This is a genomic window from Bacillus sp. JNUCC-21, assembly GCF_041222765.1.
Lineage (GTDB): Bacteria > Bacillota > Bacilli > Bacillales > Bacillaceae > Bacillus > Bacillus velezensis.
The window spans coordinates 1,210,821-1,231,121 of sequence record NZ_CP166019.1; the positions used below are offsets into that span (position 1 = coordinate 1,210,821).

At 47.0% G+C, this 20,301-nt stretch carries 21 protein-coding genes and 1 pseudogene; 12 read left to right on the forward strand and 10 right to left on the reverse strand.

The annotated features are described in order from the left end of the window. Positions 1-157 precede the first annotated feature (157 nt). A complete protein-coding gene (locus JNUCC21_RS06405) occupies positions 158-505 on the reverse strand; it encodes a DUF3147 family protein (protein ID WP_122503838.1) in 348 nt (115 codons plus the stop codon). Then, positions 489-914, reverse strand: coding sequence for a MarR family winged helix-turn-helix transcriptional regulator (locus JNUCC21_RS06410; protein ID WP_015239656.1), 426 nt, complete (start codon positions 912-914; stop codon positions 489-491). Before JNUCC21_RS06410 ends, JNUCC21_RS06405 begins: the two co-directional genes overlap by 17 nt. Positions 915-1,275: 361 nt before the next feature. Here JNUCC21_RS06410 and JNUCC21_RS06415 point away from each other — a divergent pair. Next, positions 1,276-1,672 (forward strand): annotated as a pseudogene (locus JNUCC21_RS06415) (MgtC/SapB family protein); the annotation flags it as partial. A gap of 283 nt (positions 1,673-1,955) precedes the next feature. Here JNUCC21_RS06415 and JNUCC21_RS06420 read toward each other — a convergent pair. The 4 genes from JNUCC21_RS06420 to JNUCC21_RS06435 form a co-directional block, all read right to left on the reverse strand. Then, positions 1,956-2,138, reverse strand: coding sequence for a hypothetical protein (locus JNUCC21_RS06420; RefSeq protein WP_072177299.1), 183 nt, complete (start codon positions 2,136-2,138; stop codon positions 1,956-1,958). Positions 2,139-2,253: 115 nt separating this feature from the next. Further along, positions 2,254-2,427 carry a YjfB family protein gene (locus JNUCC21_RS06425; protein WP_012117340.1) on the reverse strand — a complete coding sequence of 58 codons (174 nt, stop codon included), beginning with the start codon at positions 2,425-2,427 and terminating at the stop codon, positions 2,254-2,256. Positions 2,428-2,470: 43 nt separating this feature from the next. After that, entirely contained in the window at positions 2,471-2,872 is a 402-nt protein-coding gene (locus JNUCC21_RS06430) for a DUF2809 domain-containing protein (protein WP_369878683.1), read from the reverse strand. A 97-nt stretch (positions 2,873-2,969) separates the two neighbouring features. Beyond that, positions 2,970-3,539 (reverse strand): YjgB family protein, encoded by a 570-nt coding sequence (locus JNUCC21_RS06435; RefSeq protein WP_025284586.1) that lies wholly within the window; start codon positions 3,537-3,539, stop codon positions 2,970-2,972. Between the two features lie 124 nt (positions 3,540-3,663). On the opposite strand from JNUCC21_RS06435, the gene fdhF reads away from it, so the two are divergent. From fdhF to JNUCC21_RS06455, 4 genes are all read left to right on the forward strand, one after another. Then, complete coding sequence (gene fdhF / locus JNUCC21_RS06440; protein WP_369878684.1) at positions 3,664-6,621, forward strand: formate dehydrogenase subunit alpha; 2,958 nt, start codon at positions 3,664-3,666, stop codon at positions 6,619-6,621. After that, positions 6,614-7,156: a DUF1641 domain-containing protein gene (locus JNUCC21_RS06445; protein WP_012117344.1), complete on the forward strand. Its 543-nt coding sequence runs from the start codon at positions 6,614-6,616 to the stop codon at positions 7,154-7,156. The genes fdhF and JNUCC21_RS06445 overlap by 8 nt, the downstream gene beginning before the upstream one ends. 207 nt (positions 7,157-7,363) lie before the next feature. Beyond that, positions 7,364-8,584, forward strand: coding sequence for a cytochrome P450 (locus tag JNUCC21_RS06450; protein WP_015239660.1), 1,221 nt, complete (start codon positions 7,364-7,366; stop codon positions 8,582-8,584). After that, the gene (locus JNUCC21_RS06455) at positions 8,581-9,765 is read left to right on the forward strand and encodes a macrolide family glycosyltransferase (RefSeq protein ID WP_031378841.1); all 1,185 of its coding nucleotides are present in this window, start codon (positions 8,581-8,583) and stop codon (positions 9,763-9,765) included. Before JNUCC21_RS06450 ends, JNUCC21_RS06455 begins: the two co-directional genes overlap by 4 nt. Before the next feature lie 42 nt (positions 9,766-9,807). Here the strand turns inward: JNUCC21_RS06455 and JNUCC21_RS06460 are convergent, their stop codons facing one another. Beyond that, positions 9,808-9,993 carry a hypothetical protein gene (locus JNUCC21_RS06460; protein ID WP_003154919.1) on the reverse strand — a complete coding sequence of 62 codons (186 nt, stop codon included), beginning with the start codon at positions 9,991-9,993 and terminating at the stop codon, positions 9,808-9,810. Between the two features lie 175 nt (positions 9,994-10,168). Here JNUCC21_RS06460 and JNUCC21_RS06465 point away from each other — a divergent pair, with 175 nt between their 5' ends. Beyond that, positions 10,169-10,987 (forward strand): uroporphyrinogen-III synthase, encoded by an 819-nt coding sequence (locus JNUCC21_RS06465; RefSeq protein ID WP_369878685.1) that lies wholly within the window; start codon positions 10,169-10,171, stop codon positions 10,985-10,987. Between the two features lie 25 nt (positions 10,988-11,012). Here the strand turns inward: JNUCC21_RS06465 and fetB are convergent, their stop codons facing one another. From fetB to JNUCC21_RS06480, 3 genes are read right to left on the reverse strand one after another with little or no spacing between them, the layout of a single operon-like run. Beyond that, complete coding sequence (gene fetB / locus JNUCC21_RS06470; RefSeq protein ID WP_369878686.1) at positions 11,013-11,774, reverse strand: iron export ABC transporter permease subunit FetB; 762 nt, start codon at positions 11,772-11,774, stop codon at positions 11,013-11,015. Position 11,775: 1 nt separating this feature from the next. After that, on the reverse strand, positions 11,776-12,513 hold the full coding sequence (locus tag JNUCC21_RS06475) for a phosphate ABC transporter ATP-binding protein (RefSeq protein WP_025284590.1): 738 nt from the start codon (positions 12,511-12,513) through the stop codon (positions 11,776-11,778). Between the two features lie 26 nt (positions 12,514-12,539). Then, entirely contained in the window at positions 12,540-13,523 is a 984-nt protein-coding gene (locus JNUCC21_RS06480) for a multidrug resistance efflux transporter family protein (protein ID WP_039251828.1), read from the reverse strand. Between the two features lie 129 nt (positions 13,524-13,652). Here JNUCC21_RS06480 and JNUCC21_RS06485 point away from each other — a divergent pair, with 129 nt between their 5' ends. The 6 genes from JNUCC21_RS06485 (at position 13,653) to JNUCC21_RS06510 (ending at position 20,239) form a co-directional block, all read left to right on the forward strand. Next, complete coding sequence (locus JNUCC21_RS06485) at positions 13,653-14,150, forward strand: cupin domain-containing protein (protein WP_025284592.1); 498 nt, start codon at positions 13,653-13,655, stop codon at positions 14,148-14,150. A 386-nt stretch (positions 14,151-14,536) separates the two neighbouring features. Further along, positions 14,537-14,953, forward strand: a complete 417-nt coding sequence (locus JNUCC21_RS06490) for a DUF1641 domain-containing protein (RefSeq protein ID WP_003154908.1) — start codon at positions 14,537-14,539, stop codon at positions 14,951-14,953. A 39-nt stretch (positions 14,954-14,992) separates the two neighbouring features. Then, entirely contained in the window at positions 14,993-16,171 is a 1,179-nt protein-coding gene (locus JNUCC21_RS06495) for an NAD(P)/FAD-dependent oxidoreductase (protein ID WP_012117352.1), read from the forward strand. Between the two features lie 198 nt (positions 16,172-16,369). Next, entirely contained in the window at positions 16,370-17,755 is a 1,386-nt protein-coding gene (gene uxaC, locus JNUCC21_RS06500; RefSeq protein ID WP_369878816.1) for a glucuronate isomerase, read from the forward strand. Positions 17,756-17,778: 23 nt separating this feature from the next. After that, on the forward strand, positions 17,779-19,164 hold the full coding sequence (locus tag JNUCC21_RS06505; protein ID WP_053573479.1) for an MFS transporter: 1,386 nt from the start codon (positions 17,779-17,781) through the stop codon (positions 19,162-19,164). A gap of 76 nt (positions 19,165-19,240) precedes the next feature. Further along, positions 19,241-20,239 carry a LacI family DNA-binding transcriptional regulator gene (locus tag JNUCC21_RS06510; protein ID WP_369878687.1) on the forward strand — a complete coding sequence of 333 codons (999 nt, stop codon included), beginning with the start codon at positions 19,241-19,243 and terminating at the stop codon, positions 20,237-20,239. Positions 20,240-20,301 lie beyond the last annotated feature (62 nt).

Below are 20,301 nucleotides of genomic sequence, written 5' to 3' on the forward strand. Positions count from 1 at the left end.
GCTGCGGACTCCGTTCGCAACACGGGATGTTTTTGTGTTCGGCGGTGTCTGCTTCTCGTGAAGAAAGGGGTTTCGCTTTTTAATCGGAGTCACTTTTAAGACAGGGGTATCCCTGTTTTTTTTATTTCCTCGTATTTACAAAGAAGCGCTAAGGTGCTTATTGCTGACTGTTTATATGTTTTACGATAAAATCCTGAGCATACAAGAAAACCAGCCATCCTGTAAGTCCAAGCCCTGATGCGGCAATGAAAGACAGTGAATGGCGAAGAGCGATGCCGATAATGACCAGCATAATGACTGTGGAGGGGATGCCGGAAGCCACGCTGAATGCCAAATGACTTAATGTCTCCTTCGTTTCGCCTTGGATGTACAGCCAAACCATGCTCAGCATACTGACAATTGGTAAAGCCGCTATTATACCTCCATAACTGGGGCTTCTTCTTGATATTTCAGTGATAATCCCAATAATAGCAGCGGAGACAATGATTTTAACGATCGTAAACATCTTCAGCACGCTCCTTCATCAAACTGAATGCTTTTAGGACAAGTGTTCTTTCTTCATTATTCATGCTGTCAAAAAGAAGCTGTTTAAGCTTTTCTTCATCAAGACCGGAATGCCGGTAAAGGACATCCGCCCCCAAACTGGTAAGTTTTAAAATGACTTTCCGCTCATCCTCAACACTTCTGGTTTTATAAACGTACTTTTTCTGCAGTAACCGCTTTATATGTTCCGAAGCGGTATTATGTGATACTTGAATCGCTTCGGCAATGTCTTTTATTCCGACTGCCTTCTCTTTTTGAATGACTTGCAGAATCCGTACACCTTGGTGAGTGATTTTTTCATGGTGCTGATAACGGAGCCGGTAATAAATATCTGTCCAGAGGTCATTTAATCGCATGATTTCGTTTGACATTATCATCCACCTTCTATCGTTTATTAAGATTATATCTTATGTTACGATATATTTTTGCGGATTGAAAGCAATTTTTGAGTATGAGGGAGCGGCATTCGTTCTGTTTTTAGAAGATTGGAAGAGACAAGCGGCCGCAGCTTCAACGAATAAACTTGTTTCATATACTCTCAATAAGTTATTTCCTTTATTTTGGAAACGCCAGCTTAATACCTTCCGCATATAAATAAGGGCACTGACAATATGATAAAGAACCAAAGTATATATTCAAATGCAGTTTTTTTCAGCAGGGCAGTCTTGTGCTGATAGAAAAAGATACGGGGGATAAAAAGCGGGTAAGAAGATAAGGAAAGGAGAGAGACGGATGGAACTTGATTTTGTGATTCGTCTGGCGGTTGCGGGTCTGCTTGGGGCTCTTATTGGATTGGAGAGAGAATTCAGGGCGAAGGAAGCCGGTTTGAGGACGCATTTTTTAGTGGCCGTCGGCAGCGCCTTGATGATGATCGTTTCCAAATACGGCTTTTTTGATTTGTTATCCAACAGCCATACGTCCTTTGATCCGAGCCGGGTGGCGGCGCAGGTCGTCAGCGGCGTCGGATTTTTAGGAGCCGGCACGATTATTTTGCAGCGGCATGTCGTGCGGGGGCTTACGACGGCCGCGGGGATTTGGGCTACGTCGGGCATCGGGCTGACGATCGGGGCAGGTATGTATGTCATCGGCATCAGCGGCACGATTTTGGCGTTAATCGGGCTTGAACTGTTAAATTTTCTGTTTAAACCGGCGGCGCATTCTTTGTCTGTCAGTTTCAGGATTGAGGAGAAAGCCGTCATGCATGATATTTTAACTTCTCTTGAGGAAAAAGGAATTCTTATTACGTCCTATGAATTGAATAAGGCGGTGCTTGAAGTGAAGGGAAGGGTGAAAAGCAAAAGCGGGAAAGCGGCGGTAATGGAAAAAGTTCAAGCTCTCCCGTATATTCTGTCGGTCAAAGTTGAATAGCAGACAGGGGAAGCCTCCTGTCTGCAGTCATTTCTTTTCAAACATTAATACCAGGGATAGAACGGGATATACGGCCGCGGATAGTATGGATACGGTCTTGGGAAATAATAAGGCGGCCGCGGATAGTATGGATATGGTCTTGGGAAATAATAAGGCGGCCGCGGATAATGATATGGCACCCGTTCGTGGCTCTCGGCTGTGTATTCATGATAGAAAGGATCGTACAAGAGGAAAACCTCCTTTTCAAATGTTGGTTCCGTTTACCTTATTCCTGTATGCCGGGTATGGTGTACGTACAACGGGCAAAAAAAAAAGACGCCGGTTATCATCCGGCATCTTTTTTTACACTTTCACATCAATTGAATGTCCGGCAGTCGGGTGCTGGGACGGCAGCATTTTCACTGTTTCTTCCGCCGCAGCCTGTGCATGCTGCATGACCGTTTTTGTTAAAGCGATATTTACATTCTGCGCCAGAGATGCTTGGTGCATAGCGATTGATAACGCAGGGATATCCATAGCTTCCACCTCCTTATCCCTTCATATCGGCGGCATGCTCCGATTATGAAGGGGACTGGCGGTTTCTTTTTACGGCCCATTCTAAAAATGCGGCAGCGCATACCCCGAGGGTATAGGCGAAAATGTCACTCCAGACAAATTGCCAGCCGAGGATCAGCCCGCCGAGCGTGCTGCTTCTGATTGCGTCAATCCAAGGCGCGTGATACAGCTGGGTGCATTCAATCAGACAGCAAAACGAGAGGCTCAAAAATGCGGCTGTTTCCGTCCGGATGTGCCGAAATAAAAGCCCGAATCCTGTAAAAATCATTGCCGCCCACAAGGCATCTCCTAAATAAGCGTTTATGATGCCGGGCAATAGGGCGGTGATGTATGCGGTTCTGGACAGCAAACCGAGGGCGATGATAAAAACGGTACATATTCCGTATGTCAATGGATGTCTATTCACTTCACACTGTTCCCCTTTTTTTGTACTCCCATGTATTGTAAGGAACGACGGAAAAGCTGTCTATGAAAAAACGGCCCGGGAGGCCGCTTTTTTTGCGTTATCTGGCTTTTAGGTTGACGTGGTCTGCTTTTTGGTCACTGCCGATGACGAAGCGGAGCTCATACTGCCCCGTATGGTAGACGTAATCTGTTTCGCCCGTTTTTGGCACTGTCAGGATTTTGTCAGCGCTGCCGATTTGTTTGCTTAAGACGTCAGGTGTGACGCTGCCGAGGTTTAAGCGCCGCTCAACCCCTGTTCCGAAATAGCGTATTTCCGAGATTTTTCCGTTTTTATGATAGGAAAATCCATAACCGGGGTTTCCCATGTTCCAGCTGTATAAATCAAATGGATTGCGGCTGTCTGCTTTTTGTTCCGGCTCGCCGATTTTATCGTAAACGTCCTGTCTTGTGCTTTGGTTGATTTTCAGGCCTCTCACATTTTGCGGCATTTCCCCTTTAAACGCCGATTGGTAAAGGCTGTTCACCAGTTCTTGTGCACGTTGATTTTCCGTTTTTGAAGCGGCTGCGGCATGGACGGGCTGTATAACCGAAAATGCTTCTGCGCCGAATGCGCATCCCGTGAGCATCACTGCCGATAATCCCGTGGCGAGTGTTTTTTTCTTCAACATATGTGAACGCCTCCTTTTTACCGCTCATACCCGTATGTTTCCTGAGATAAACGAGATGTTTTAGTGAAAGGCCGGCTGGGAATCATAGAGGATGTATAGAGGGGTACAGAAAGGGGAAAAGAAAATGGCTGGTACAAAGAAAGTTACAATCAATGGGGTTGAAATGGAAGCGCCGGACGGCCAAACCGTTTTGCAGCTTTTGAACAATAGTTCAATTGACGTGCCGCACGTGTGTTATCATCCGAGTCTCGGGCCGATTGAAACGTGCGATACCTGTATCGTCAATGTTAACGGGGAACTGGTGCGTTCGTGTTCCGCGCAAATAAAGGACGGAGATGTCATCGATACGCTTTCGTCCGATGTGAAAAAAGCGCAGATTATCGGCATGGACAACATTTTGCACAACCATGAATTGTACTGCACGGTCTGTGATTACAACAATGGGAGCTGCGAAGTACATAATACCGTAAAGGAAATGAAAATCAATCATCAAAGCATTCCGTTCGATCAAAAACCGTATCCTAAAGATGAATCAAATCCGTTTTACCGATATGATCCCGACCAGTGCATTTTGTGCGGACGCTGCGTCGAAGCCTGTCAGGACGTACAGGTAACCGAAACGTTAAGCATTGATTGGGAGCGGAAACGCCCGCGGGTCATTTGGGATCAGGATGTGCCGATCAATGAATCATCATGTGTTTCCTGCGGACATTGCTCGACGGTATGTCCGTGCAATGCCATGATGGAAAAAGGCATGGAAGGCGAAGCGGGGTATTTAACAGGCATTAACCAAGAGACGCTTCGGCCGATGATTGACATCACAAAAGGGGTCGAAACCGGGTACGGATCGATTTTGGCCATATCGGACATGGAATCGGCCATGCGGGATGAAAGAATCAAAAAAACGAAAACCGTATGCACTTACTGCGGTGTCGGATGCAGTTTTGATATATGGACAAAAGGAAGAGACATTTTAAAGGTCGAGCCTCAGGCCGAGGCGCCAGCAAATGGCATTTCGACGTGTGTGAAAGGGAAATTCGGCTGGGATTTCGTCAATAGTGAAAAGCGCCTTACCAAACCGCTTATCCGGGAAGGAGACTCGTTTCGGGAGGCGGAATGGGATGAAGCGCTGCAGCTGATCGCTGATAAATTTACCGATATAAAAGAACATTTCGGCCCGGACGCACTTGCCTTTATCACATCTTCCAAATGCACGAATGAAGAATCATACGTGATGCAGAAGCTTGCCAGAGCCGTCATCGGCACAAATAATGTCGACAACTGCTCCCGCTACTGCCAGTCTCCCGCCACGGCCGGATTGTTCAGAACGGTCGGATACGGCGGTGATTCAGGGTCGATTACAGATATAGAAAAAGCTGAGCTCGTGCTGATTATCGGCTCAAATACGTCTGAGTCTCACCCCGTCCTGTCCACACGCATTAAACGTTCTCATAAACTGCACGGACAGAAGCTCGTCGTCGCTGACTTGCGAAAACATGAAATGGCCGAGCGCTCCGATGTGTTTTTCCAGCCGCGTGCCGGATCAGATATTGTCTGGCTGAATGCCGTATCGAAATATCTGCTTGATCACGATTTCGCGGATACTGCATTTCTGAAGGAGAGAGTGAACGGATTAGATGAATTCGTGAAAAGCCTTGAACCTTATACAATGGAATATGCGGAAAAACATACCGGTGTGGACAAGGATACCCTAATCAAAGTGGCCCGGATGATTCATGAAGCCGGCAGCGTGTGCGCACTGTGGGCGATGGGGGTCACCCAGCATATCGGAGGTAGTGATACGAGCACGGCCATTTCCAACATGCTTCTTGTGACCGGAAATTACGGCAAGCCCGGCGCAGGCTCATATCCGCTTCGGGGCCATAATAACGTGCAGGGAGCCAGTGATTTCGGCAGTATGCCTGACAGCTTCCCCGGTTATGAAAAAGTAACGGATGAAAAAGCCCGCAAAAAGTATGAGCAGGGCTGGGGAACAGACCTGCCGAAAGAAATCGGAATGACAAATCATGAAATGATCGAAGGCATCCACTCAGGAAAACTGAAGTCCATGTACTTAAACGGAGAAGAAATGGGGCTTGTCGACTCCAATATTAACCATGTTCATGCCGCATTTGAAAAGCTTGATTTCTTCGTTGTGCAGGATATCTTTCTTTCGCGTACGGCCGAGTTCGCCGATGTCGTGCTTCCGGCAAGCCCGAGCCTTGAAAAAGAAGGGACGTTTACGAATACGGAACGGAGGGTGCAGCGCCTTTACAAAGTGTTTGAACCGCTGGGCGATTCAAAGCCTGATTGGCAGATCATTACGGACATCGCCAACCGTCTGGGCGCTGATTGGCACTATGAACATCCGGCAGACATTATGGAAGAAGCGGCAATGCTTTCGCCGCTCTACGCAGGCGTCACTTACGAACGTCTCGAAGGCTACAATTCACTGCAATGGCCGGTTGCAGCGGACGGAACCGATTCACCGCTTTTATTTACGGATAAGTTCCCGTTTTCAGACGGCAAAGCGATTCTATATCCCGTTCAGTGGACCGAGCCGAAAGAATTTGGTGAAGAATATGATATCCATGTGAATAATGGGCGGCTGCTCGAGCATTTTCACGAAGGGAATCTGACTTACCGATCAAAAGGAATATCCGAAAAAACACCGAGTGTGTTCCTTGAGGTCTCGCCCGAACTCGCCGAAGAAAGAGGGCTGGAAGACGGAACGCTTGTCCGTCTGACATCACCGTACGGAAATGTGAAAGTCAAATGCGTCATCACAGACAGGGTAAAAGGCAAACAAGTCTATCTTCCGATGAACGATTCAAAAGACGCCGCCATTAACCTTTTGACAAGCAGCTATGCCGATAAGGATACCGATACACCGGCTTATAAAGAAACATCAGCGAAGATGGAGATTTTGAAAAAAGAAGGCGTTAATCCGCTTCCGAAAATCAATTTCCGTTACGGAAACCCGCAGCCGCAGATCGGTGTCCGGGTTGATCGGAAATGGGCGCGTAAAGATTATGTATTTCCGGGAGACGCCGTAAAAAGGGGGAAACAGCAAAATGGCTAAAGCAATCAGCGGCATCCGAAAACAGACCGTCACAGAAGAAGACAAACGAAAAAAGGACTTAGAAGAGATCGAGACGGCTCTTTTACGAAATAAAGACGCGATTTTGGAATCTCTGCACATTCTTCAGCACATGAACGAGCGCGGCGTTTTGGCGCTTCTGCGCGGGCTCTTCGGCCAGGGAGACAAAGTGATGGATATCCTCGTGAAGAAGGCGAATACTCCGGAAACGGCCAATATGCTGAAAAATCTCCTGTTGTTAAGCGGCGTTCTCGGCATGCTCGATGTAAAACAGCTTGAGCCGTTTATCGTTAAAATCAATGCGGGGGTCACAAAGGCCGTCGAGGAAAAAGACAGCGGCAGGAAGACCGGGTATTTTGATATCGTCCGCGCTTTAAAAGACCCGGAAATCAACAAGGCCGTCACTCTGCTGTTTTCTTTCCTGAAAGGCATGGGCGCTGATACGGACGATATGGAAAGAAATACGCAGCCTCCTGAAGACCAAAAGCAGCACCAGAAACCGCAGACGAATGAGTGAACATATCTCCCGAGCCTGGCCGAAGGCTCGGGTTTTTTGTGCGCTTCTGCTGTTTTCTTGGGAGAAATTTCACCTCCGGATTCATGACTTTTGTTGTGTTATGTTAATAGTTAAGGTTATGAATAGAAAAAAATTGAAAATATGTGCTAGGATAAAATTCAAGGTACGTCAACTATTCAAATATGAAACAATCAGGAGTGATGAAACATGAGTAAGCTGAGGAGCACGAGACAAGCCATCCAAAGAACCCTGATGAAAGGAAAAAACGGCCTGGACGTATACAACCCTTTTCCTTGGTACGAAAAAATGAGACGGGAAAGCCCTATACACTTTGATGAAGAAACGAAGGTTTGGAGTGTGTTTTTATACGATGATGTCAAAAAAGTCATCAGTGATAAAGAGACGTTCTCAAGCCTCATGACTGATGTGAAAAGCTCGATTGCAAAGTCCATGCTGAATATGGACCCGCCGAAGCATACCCAAATCAGATCCGCCGTCAATCGCGCTTTCACTCCCCGCGTCTTGAAGGAATGGGAGCCGCGAATTAAAGACATTACCGATCATCTCCTGAAACAGGCAAAGAACAAAGGGCGGATTGATATCGTTAAAGATCTCTCTTACCCTTTGCCGGTCATGGTGATTTCAGAATTATTAGGCGTTCCGTCCGAACGTATGGATCAGTTTAAAAAATGGTCGGACATTCTCGTCAGCATGCCGAAAGATGCGAGCCCTGAAGCGGCGGAGAAAAATCAGCAGGAACGTGACCAATGTGAGGCGGAGCTGGCGGCGTTTTTTGCGGAAATAATAGAAAGCAAACGAAAACAGCCCGGCCAAGACATTATTTCTATTTTGATAAAAGAGGAAGAAGAGGGAGAGAAGCTCACGGCAGAAGATCTGATCCCGTTTTGCAACCTGCTTTTAGTGGCGGGAAATGAAACAACGACTAATCTCATTTCAAATGCGGTTTACAGCATATTAGAGACGCCCGGCCTTTATGACGAACTGAGACAGGACCCTTCTCTCATCGCGCAAACGGTGGAAGAAACGCTGCGTTTTCGCGCTCCCGCTCCGTTTGTCAGAAGGACGGTCCGGCACGACACTGAACTGCGCGGACGCCGCTTGAAAAGCGGGGAGATCGTTCTCTGCTACGTTGCATCTGCCAACCGTGATGAAAACAAATTTGAGAAGGCGGGCGTATTTGATATTCATCGCCAATCGAATCCGCACCTTTCCTTCGGATTCGGCGTACACTTCTGCTTAGGCGCTCCGCTTGCCAGACTTGAAGCGGAAGTCGCGCTGAAAGGAATTGTAAAAGCCTTTTCACACCTTGAGCCTGTTCGGATTGAGCCGATCCGAAACAGTGTCATGTACGGGCTGGAGTCTTTAGAAGCGGAGATAAACGAAAATAAGGGAGAAGAAAAAAGATGAGAAAAACACATATCGCCATTATTAATGTGGCCGCTCACGGTCATGTCAATCCCACGCTGCCCGTAGCCGAGGAACTTGTCAATCGCGGGTATAAAGTGACATTCGCTACGACTGAGGAATTCGAAGCTTCCGTTGCCAAAACGGGCGCCATTCCCGTTTTATACCGCACAAGCATAAAGGCGGACCCGGAGACGATAAAAGAACGGGTAAATAAAAATGACGCGTTTGTGATGTTTCTGGAAGAAGCGGTTGAAGTGCTTCCGCAGCTGGAAGAGCTGTACAAAGACGACCTTCCTGACATCGTCCTGTTTGATTTTTTAGCTCTTGCCGGAAAATTGTTTGCGGATAATGGCGGCATCCCGGCCGTAAAGTTCTGCCCGAGCTATGCAATGAATGAGTATTTTCAATTAGGAAGAGACGAAGAAACACTGGAAGCGGCCAAACAGGCGATAGAAGAATACCAGGAGCAGATTGAAAATGAACAATTGAAACGGATGACAATGGAAGAATTTTTTATGCCTGAAAAACTGAATATCGTCTTTATGCCAAGAGCCTTTCAGCCGAAACAGGAAACCTTTGACGAACGTTTCTGTTTTGTGGGTCCGTCTCTTGGAGAACGCACAAATACGGGAAGTCTGGAAATTGATGCAGCCGATGACCGTCCGCTTATGCTCATCTCACTGGGAACGGCGTTTAACGCCTGGCCTGAATTTTACCAGATGTGTATTGACGCGTTTCGGGACTCGGACTGGCGGGTTATTATGTCAGTCGGCACAACAATTGATCCGGAAAGTTTTTCGGATGTCCCCGATCACTTTATCATCCGCCAGCACGTTCCTCAGCTTGATGTGCTGGAGAAAGCAAAGCTGTTCGTATCTCACGGCGGGATGAACAGTACAATGGAGGCGATGAATGCGGGTGTCCCGCTCGTTGTCGTTCCGCAAATGCACGAACAAGAGGTCACCGCAAAGCGTGTGGATGAATTGGGGCTTGGCGTGCATCTGCCGCCGAAAGAAGTCACTGTGGCCCGTTTGCAAAAAGACGTTCAGAACGTATACGGCGATAAAAACATCCTCAGCCGCGTGAAAAGCATGCAGCAGAAAATAGAAGAAACCGGCGGCCCCAAACAGGCTGTTTGCGCCATTGAAGAATTTTTGAAAACGGCGGCCGTCGAAAATTGATTGAGAAACAGGCAGCGCACCGGAAGACGGCTGCCTGTTTTGTTATATGTTTTTCTTCATGCCGCATCTCCGGCATTCCCTCAAAAATTTTCCGCCCTTCACTGAGCTTTTAAACAGCGTGTAGTCGCAATTGTCACATCGGCCGCTGTGAACATCAGGATATTCATTGAACTCATAAATGACCGAAGTATCGTATCCTTTTGTCTCGAACTCTTTTTTTGTTTCCATGATTGAAAATCCCTCCGCGAATCAAATCGTTCTGCCCGGTTAATGATACAGCAACTGCACGGGGGATTCAACGGGAGCATAGCTTGATTTTCCCGGCTGATTGCGTAACAATAATAGAAATAAATGACGGCCTGCCATAGGGCGCCCGGCATCTGAAGGGAAGAAGAAAACAGCGATGGGAAAAGGATTGAACAGGAAACGGATTGCCATCGGCGGTTCGCGGAAAACAGAAGAGATCACAAGATTAATAGAAAAGCAGGGCGGAACGGCGGTCGTCCGTTCCCTCCAAGGAACCGTATACCTGGCGGAGGATCAAATTGAACCCGACGTAAGAACATTTGCCGGGCAAAAAGCCGACTGGGTAATATTCACCACAGGCATCGGTACGGAAACGTTATTGTCGGTATCGGAAAAAATCGGTCTGAAAGAAGAATTTTTAGCGGCCGTTCATGAAGCGAAAATCGGCTGCAGAGGCTATAAAACATATGCGGCCTTAAAAAAGCTCGGCATCACGCCGCATGCCTCAGATGAAGACGGTACAACAAGAGGGCTGATCCGCTCCTTGGAACGATTTGACTTTAAAGATAAAAAAGTCATGATACAGCTTCATGGCGAAAAAGCGCCGGTCTTAACGGAGTTCCTTGAGAAAAACGGAGCGGAGGTATTCCCTGTTCTGCCGTATCAGCATATTCCGCCTGAAAGGGAGACGGTTGATAAACTGCTGGGAGAGCTGTTAAACGGAGAGGTCGATGCCGTATGTTTTACAACAGCCATTCAAGTGCGCTCTCTCTTTGATTATGCAAAAGAAAAAGGGATCACAAAAGAATTGCAGCAGGCATTCGAAAAACAAGTGCTTGCCGCCGCAGTCGGCAAAGTGACGGCTGAAGCGATCCGGGATGAAGGGGTAAAGAGGGTCCTTGCTCCGGACATTGAGCGGATGGGAGCGATGATTATTGAATTATCCCGTTACTATGAATCTCTGACCTTGTCATAGACCATCATTCAGCAGGGAAAAAAGCCTACGCTTCCCTGCTGAATTTTTTTAATTGCCAGTGTTCCGTGAAAAGGGAAGGATATGTCAAGGCGCTGAGTATGATACATGTAAGAAGAGCGGAGGCCATCGTTGTAAAAACGATCAGCAGCTGAAAGCGCACCGCCTGTATCGGATCAGCCCCCGCTAAAATCTGCCCCGTCATCATGCCGGGAAGCTGAACGAGACCCAATGTTTTCTGGCTTTCAAGCGTCGGGATCATACTGAGCTTCATACTGGACGTCAATATCTGCCGGACGGCCTGCTTAGGCGTTCCTCCGAGAGAGAGAATCAGCTGGATTTCTTCTTTCCGCAGGTCTGCTTCCGAACTGAGCCTGCTTAAAAACAGGCTTGAGAGCACCATGGAGTTTCCGATGACCATGCCGCTTATCGGAATGACATATCTTGAAGTGAACGGAATGATGTGAAGGGTCAGTAAAAGTCCCTGCGTCACGGTTTCCGCGATCGCCAGTGTCAGAAAAACGCGCCAAAATGAGCCGATCCGCATTTTTTTCCGTTTGGAGACATTGTGCGAAGCGGCCGTGAGCATGAGAAGCACCATGAATATGATAAATATCGGGTGATCACCGCGAAAAATCAATGACAGCACATAGCCGATGATGAGAAGTTGAATGACGGCCCTGACGGTTGCGACGATCATATCCTTTTCGACGCCGGCTTTAAAAGATTTAGACAGGAATAAAGCGATAATGACAAATATACTTGTCAATAACAGAGAAAGATCATTCATATCAGCACCCGCTCCCTTGTAAAAGCGCCCGGGCCTTTTCGTGTTTCGGTTCCTTAAAGAACGTTTTCGTTTCCGCGGTCTCTAAAAGCCGACCCTCAGCCATAAACCATACCGTATCGGATAACCGTTCCGCTTGTTCAAGGTTATGGGTGATCCACAGGACCGTCAGCTGTTTTTGCCGATGGAGTTTCGTAATCAGTTTCTCAATGATGAGAACGGATGACGGGTCCAGCGCCGAGGTGATTTCATCCAGCAGCAGGATGGACGGCAGTCCGGCGAGAGTTCGCGCTAATGAGAGCTTCTGCCGCTGGCCTCCGGATAATTCTTTTGCATTTCGATCCAGAAGCACGCGCGGAAGGTCTGTAAAATCTGCGAGCTCTTCAGGCGTATAGTGCTGTGCCCCGTGGAGTTTTTCTGCGAGCAGAAGGTTGTCCCGCACCGTTCCCTCGAGGACGGGAGCTGATTGAAATGCAAGGCCCGCGGTTTTTCTGAGCTCTCTGATGTCCCAGTGTCTTATTTCTTTTCCGAATACAAGCACTTCCCCTTCATCAGGTGTATTCATCAGATTGCACAGTGACAGCAATGTGCTTTTTCCCGCGCCGGAAGGGCCTATCAACGCCGTGATAGAACCTTTTTGAATATGTCCGGTTACACGGCTTAGGACATCAAAGGACGTATTGTTTTGTTCAAAGCGTTTGCCGGCTGACAGAAAAGATATTGCCGGAATTTCTTCTTTCATACAGGAGGACACCTTTCGTAAAAAAATCAGGAACCGGTGAGATTGGCTGACGTTTGCTCAGCCGTTTTCTGGTCTGTCTGCCGGGAAGCGAATGTATGCATGACCATTCCCGCAATAATAATGAACAGTCCGGCAAATGAAAGAAGTGACGGAAACGCCGCGGATAAAAAGACGATTTCGCCGATCAGTGCAAAAAGAACCTCTCCGGACTGCGTCGCTTCAACAGCAGCGAGCTTCTGCGGCTCATTCCTCACCATATCGGTGGCGCGGAAAAATAATACTGTTGCGATAACGCCAGAGCTGAGTGCGACGATAAAGGATTGGAATGTCTGTCCCATTGACGGAAGCCCGTCTCTATGCCAGCCGAAAGCGGCGATCAAAAGCCAAAACGGAAGGCTTGCGAGCGTCATGCCGAGCACCCGCTGAAACGTATCGAGTTTTCCGCCGTATTGTTCCAGCATTTTGCGGTTGCCGAGCGGATAGGCAAAAGCGGCGATGACGACCGGCACCACGCTGAATAGTATCGTGCGGCCGGACAGAGAACCCGCATGCTGAAGCTGAATCAGACCGGCTCCGATCAGGATGATGACGGAAGTAACCAGCGAAATCAGCGGGATCTTTTGTCTGGCGGAAACCGGGCCCGCCGGTGAATTTTTTGTTTCGTAGAAAAACGGCGACAGAAGCACACCCGCGACAATTGTAATCTGCCACGTGCCGGCGATCAGCCAGCCCGGCCCATATGCCGCCGCAAACGTAATCGGGGCATAAAAAAGCACGAACCCGGTAAAACTCCACTTCAGCCAAAAAAACGGTTTTTTCCGGATTTCATGCCAGAGCGGCGCCCATTTTCCTTTCGCATAAACGATCAAAAATAAAAACGGAACCATAAAAAGAAAACGCAGGGAAGAGCTCCACATCCAGCTTCCGCCGGAAAGCTCCATCGCCCTGTTTAAAATAAATGTGACTGCAAAAAACAGAGATGCCAATATTCCGATCACGATGGCTTTCATTAAATCCCTCATTTTGACACATATTTTTTTATACTATACTATTCACCGGCAGGCTTCGCAATGGAATATGAGAAAATAGCGTTTTAACAAATGATGAATGGGAAACAGACATATACGGAGGTGAAAACAATGCAGAAAGAGGATATTCAAGTGCTTTATTTTGAAGATGACGGCCGCATTCCGAATAACCCGAATCTTCCGCTTGTTATTTATAAAGCGGTATTTAATGAAGAAACGGTGCAGAAAGCAGAGTCCGTCCTCAGCCGGCACGATTGGTCGAACAGCTGGACGGGCGGAGTATTTCCGTATCACCATTTTCACAGCACCACGCACGAAGTTCTTGTCGCGGTAAAAGGAAACGCGGTTTTGAGGTTCGGCGGGGAACAAGGAGCGGATGCCGTTCTTCAAACGGGGGACGCAGCGGTCATTCCGGCCGGCACCGGACATAAAAAACTGTCGGGCAGTTTTGATTTTACCGTGATCGGGGCTTATCCGGGCGGCCGGCAGTACGATACAAAAACGGAGAAAAATGATAGAACTTCAGAAGAAATCAGCCGTGTCCCCCTCCCGGAATGCGACCCCTTTACGGGAAAAACGGGCCCGCTATTAAAATTGTGGGAAAAATGACAGTGGAAAAGCGGATGGTCTGTAAAAAAATAGCCTAAAAGAAACGTTATTACACCCCCGCCATATAAATAATTTCATAAACGAAACAATTCACGTTCAAATTTTGTTCAAAAAGTGTTATTATATAAGAGTAAATCAAATTGGGGTTTTTTATGTTTGCTATTTTCAGAGAGGAAAAAGAAATTTTGACTTATTCAATTGTTTTTGTTGATATAAAAATAATACTGGATATGGCAAAGTGAAAAACTGGGTAGTAAACATTTATTTTTGTAAATGATTGTGCATGAATTCACAATCTTGCTTTTTCATGCTTTTCTGCATGAAGGGGGAAAGGCTACCCTTTCCAAAAAAATCAGCATACTGCTTATAGTAAAGGAGAATCGGATATGCCAGAAACAATCGATCAAACAAATGCATCTGTCAGCCAAGGCCAACGCGATCTTATTGATCAGCTGCTAAAACCTGAAGTTCAAGAATCACTGACTGTTTTAGTGGATCAGCTTCCAAAACTGACTGAGTTAGTAAATATTTTAACGAAGTCTTATGATTTTGCACAGTCTGTAGCGACAGACGAAGTATTGAAGAGCGATACAGTGGGTGCGCTTACAGAAATTCTTGAGCCGGTGAAAGAAACAGCGAAAGAAGTGGCGGCTACTGCGATCGAAGCAAAAGACCGCGCGGATGCAAGCAATGAAACGATCGGACTTTTCGGCCTGCTGCGCATGCTGAAAGATCCTCAAGCTCAAAAGCTGTTCCGTTTTGCTAACAGCTATCTTGAAATCATGAACGAAAAACAAAAATAATCTCAGATTCAAATTGATATAAAGGACGGAGGATATACGATGTCAAAACATATTGTCATTTTAGGCGCTGGTTACGGCGGAGTTCTTTCTGCTTTAACCGTTCGCAAACATTACAGTAAAGATGAAGCACGCGTAACCGTTGTGAACAAATACCCGACTCACCAAATCATTACGGAACTGCACCGCCTTGCAGCCGGCAACGTGTCTGAACAGGCTGTTGCTATGCCGCTTGAAAAACTTCTGAAAGGAAAAGACGTCGACATCAAAATCGCAGAAGTCAATTCTTTCTCAGTTGATAAGAAAGAAGTTGCCCTTTCTGACGGTTCTAAGCTGACTTATGACGCGCTTGTTGTCGGACTTGGTTCTGTTACGGCTTATTTCGGCATTCCTGGACTCGAAGAAAACAGCATGGTGCTGAAATCTGCGGCTGATGCCAACAAAGTATACAAACACGTGGAAGACCGTGTGCGTGAATACGCTAAAACGAAAAACGAAGCTGATGCAACAATCCTTATCGGCGGCGGCGGCTTAACAGGCGTCGAGCTTGTCGGTGAGCTTGCTGACATCATGCCGAACCTTACGAAAAAATACGGCGTAGATCCGAAAGCAATCAAACTGAAATTAGTAGAAGCAGGTCCGAAAATTCTTCCTGTTCTTCCTGATGACCTTATCGAACGCGCGACAAAAAGTCTTGAAAAACGCGGCGTTGAGTTCTTAACAGGTCTTCCTGTTACAAATGTTGAAGGAAACGTTATTGATCTGAAAGACGGTTCAAAAGTCGTTGCCAACACATTTGTATGGACAGGCGGCGTACAAGGCAACCCGTTAGTCGGCGAATCCGGCCTTGAAGTGAACCGCGGACGTGCGACGGTTAACGATTTCTTACAATCTACTTCTCACGAAGATGTATTCGTTGTCGGAGACAGCGCTGTATACTTTGCGCCGGACGGCCGTCCGTACCCGCCGACAGCGCAAATCGCTTGGCAGATGGGTGAACTTGTGGGTTACAACCTGTTCGCTTACTTAGAAGGAAAAACGCTTGAAACATTCAAGCCTGTAAACTCTGGTACGCTTGCAAGCCTCGGACGTAAAGACGCGGTTGCCATCATCGGAGCGAACTCTACTCCGCTGAAAGGTCTTCCGGCATCTTTAATGAAAGAAGCAAGTAACGTACGTTATTTAACACATATCAAAGGATTATTCAGCCTCGCTTACTAATCCTTAAGATCACACAGAAGACATTGCCGGACTTTCTCGGCAGTGTCTTTTTTTTGCATGAAAATGTTAACGGATACAATTTTCTGAAAAATAAAATAAAAATGATTGATATGTGAGAAAGAGGAAGCTAAAATAAAAAAGAACCATTTTGTTAACGTTAACATTTTTAAGAGGGAGGATGAAAGTGTGAAAGCTTTTATGGATGATGATTTTTTACTGGATAGTACAACGGCCGTAAAGCTGTACCGGGAATACGCTGAAAACATGCCGATCATTGATTATCACTGTCACTTAAGCCCAAAGGAAATCTATGAAAATAAAACCTTCGCAACGATTACGGAGGCATGGCTTTACGGTGACCACTACAAGTGGCGGATCATGAGGGCCAACGGCATTGAAGAGCGCTGCATTACCGGAAACGCTTCAGATGAAGAGAAGTTTTTCGCCTGGGCAAAAACGGTGCCGATGGCGATAGGCAATCCGCTGTACAGCTGGACGCATTTAGAGCTGCAGCGCTGGTTCGGCATTTATGACGTATTGAATGAAAAAACGGCCGCGGCAATTTGGAAAAAAACGAATGAGCTCCTGCAGGGAGACGGGTTTGGCGCAAGGGATCTCATTCTGAAATCAAATGTCAAAGTCATTTGCACAACCGACGATCCTGCCGATGCGCTGACATACCACGAACTGTTGAAAGAAAGTGATTTTCCGGTGCAAGTGCTGCCCGGATTTCGGCCTGACAAAGGACTGGACATCAGCAGCCCGGGTTTTGCCGATTGGGTCCGTTCGCTGGAGAGCGCTTCCGGAATAGCTGTCACCACCTACCAATCGTATTTAGATGCGTTAGAATCCCGCGTCCGCTTTTTTCACAATGCCGGGGGAAGAGTGTCGGATCATGCGTTAGATCAAATGGTTTATGCCGAGACGACCGAAGAGGAAGCGGCCCGGATTTTTGCCGCCGGATTAAGCGGAGAGCATGTATCTTTTGAAGATGAAAAGAAATTCAGAACACGGACGCTGCAATATCTTTGCGGTCTTTACGCAGAACTGGACTGGGCGATGCAGTTCCATATAAACGCGTTAAGAAATACCAATACAAATAAGTTCAGCAGCCTCGGTCCTGATACGGGATATGACTCAATTAATGATGAACGTATCGCAAAGCCGCTTGCCCGGCTGTTAGATTCCGCCGAAAAAAAGCGGCAATTGCCTAAAACGATTTTGTATTCTTTGAATCCGAATGACAACTATATTATCGCCAGCATGATCAACAGCTTTCAGGATGGGAAAACACCGGGGAAAATTCAATTCGGCACAGCCTGGTGGTTCAATGACACGAAAGATGGAATGCTCCAGCAAATGAAAGCGTTATCAAACATGGGCCTGTTCAGCCGGTTTATCGGGATGCTGACGGATTCAAGAAGTTTCCTGTCCTACCCCCGCCATGAATACTTCAGGCGGCTTGTCTGCACGCTGATCGGCGGCTGGGCGGAACAAGGCGAAGCGCCTTACGATATGGAGCTTTTAGGAAGGATTGTCGAGGGAATTTGTTACCGGAATGCTGAGGAATATTTCCGCTTTTAAAAATGGAATGAAAGAGGTGGCCTATGAGTAATGTGCCTGTCGTGACAGCACCTGCCGCAAAAGTGAAGGAGCATAAGCTGAGTCTGAAAGAAAAAGTATCCTATGGTTTTGGAGATTTTGGTAACGGATTTATGTTTGATCTCGGGCAGATCTATTTGCTGAAGTTTTTCACAGATGTCGCAGGCATTCCGGCAGCGTTCGCCGGCAGTATTTTTTTGGTCAGCAAGCTGTTTGCGGCTGTGACTGATCCGATTGTCGGCTCGGCCATTGACTACAGAAAAAAGATCGGACCTCGGGGGAAATTCAGGCCGTACTTATTATTCGGAAGTATTATTCTTGCGGTCATGACCGTATTGATTTTTGTGTCACCGGACGTGAGCGTCACCTGGAAGCTTGTGTACGCCTATGCTTCTTACATGCTGTGGGGGATCGCTTATTCTTTCGTCAATATTCCGTACGGCTCCCTCGGCGCGGCCATTACACAGGATGCGGAGGACAGAACGGCGCTTTCCGCATTCCGCCAGATAGGCTCCCTCGGCGCGCTGCTCATTACAAGTGTCATCGTCATCCCGATTCTTGTTCATTTTGATAACGTTCACATCGGCTACCCGGCAGTCATGGGAATGATGGCCGTAATCGGAATCGCGGGATTTATGATCTGCTACCGAAACTGCAAAGAAAGAATTATCGTCCGTGAAGCGCCGAAAGAAAAGCTGTCCGTCATGTCGGTTTTCAAATGCTTTATCGGCAACAAACCGCTTCTGACCGTCGTTTTCATGACGATTTTCTCAATATCGGCATATAACATTAAATCCGCTATGCTTGTTTACTTCGCCCAGTACAATCTCAACAATGCGGAGCTGATGTCCTACATGAGTTTTATCATCATCGGTTCTTCATTTTTAGGTGTTTTGTTTATGCCGAAACTCGTCAAACGTTTCGGAAAAAAGCAAACGGTGATGATCGGTTTCGCCGTCAGCGCCGCGGCTGATGCGCTGAATTTCTGTCTCCCGTCAAACGTATTTATCTTTACGGCGTTAGCGAGCATTGCTTTTATCGGGATCAGCATACCAAACGGCATTACGTGGGCGCTCGTGTCGGACATTATTGATTACGGAGAATGGAAGACGGGTGAACGGAAGGAGGCGACGACATATTCGCTTTTCAACTTCTCCAGAAAACTCGCCCAATCTTTATCAGGTTTTCTTTCAGGCATCGGGCTGAGCGTTATTGGCTATATCCCGAATGCATCTCAGACAAAAGGCACGCTGATCGGGATTAAAGGGCTTCTGCTGCTGTACCCGGCTTTCGCTTTAGCGTGCGCCATGCTGATTATCGGTTTAATGTATAAACTGACGGACCGGCAGCATGCCGAGCTCGTTCAGGACTTACATCATGCAAAACCTTAACTTTAGTGATTTTATGGACTGTCCGTTAATGGTACAATAGAAATAAATGCCAGCATACAGAAAGAAAGGAAAAACGATGGTAACCATAAAAGATATCGCAAAACTCGCCAACGTATCCCACACAACCGTATCCCGGGCACTTAACGGCAGCCCCTACATTAAAGAGCATACAAAACAGAAAATATTAGAGCTCGCTTCACAGCTGAATTACACACCGAATGTAAATGCAAAAAGCCTTGCCATGCAAAAGTCCCATACGATCGGACTGTTTTTTACAAGCATCACAAACGGAACCTCACACAGCTTTTTTTCCGATACCATCAAAGGTGTAAACCGCACAATCAGTGAGGAATACAATTTGTTCGTCCGCGCGATTGACGACCTGAAAAGCTTTGAAACCATTACGCCCATGAGATATGACGGAATCATTTTAATGAGCCAAAGCGACAGTGATAATTCATTTATTTATTATATCCGCGAGAAAAACATCCCGCTTGTTGTGCTGAACCGGGACATTGATGACCGGAGCATCACGAATATCCTGTCAAACGATAAAGAAGGCTCCAGACAGGCGGTCGACTGCCTGATCGCAAACGGACACAGAGATATCGCGATCATTGAGGGAAAGGAAGGATTCAGGTCAACTTCTCAGCGGAAAGAAGGCTATTTGACATCTTTAATTGATCATTCTATCCCGATTAAGCATGAATACAGTGTAAAAGGCCGCTATGATATGGAAAGCGGCAGTCAGGCGATGGAAAAACTCTTGGCGCTTCAATCACCTCCTACGGCTGTTTTTTGTTCAAACGATGATATGGCGATCGGGGCGATGAATGCCATTTTCGCCAAAGGCCTGAGCGTTCCGGAAGATATATCTGTTATCGGGTTTGATGACATCGGCATTTCCCAATACATGACGCCGAGGCTTTCGACAGTAAAACGCCCGGTTGAAAACATCAGCATACTTGGCGCAGAGAAGATTTTGGCGCTAATCGCCGACCCGGATACGGCGGCGGAAAAAATATACGAAAACACCGAGGTGATGATAAGAGATTCAATTAAAAAACTCACATAACGGCCCGTCTGATTATCCGGGTTTTCGCACGGTGAAATGTTAACGTGTGCATAAATACAGAA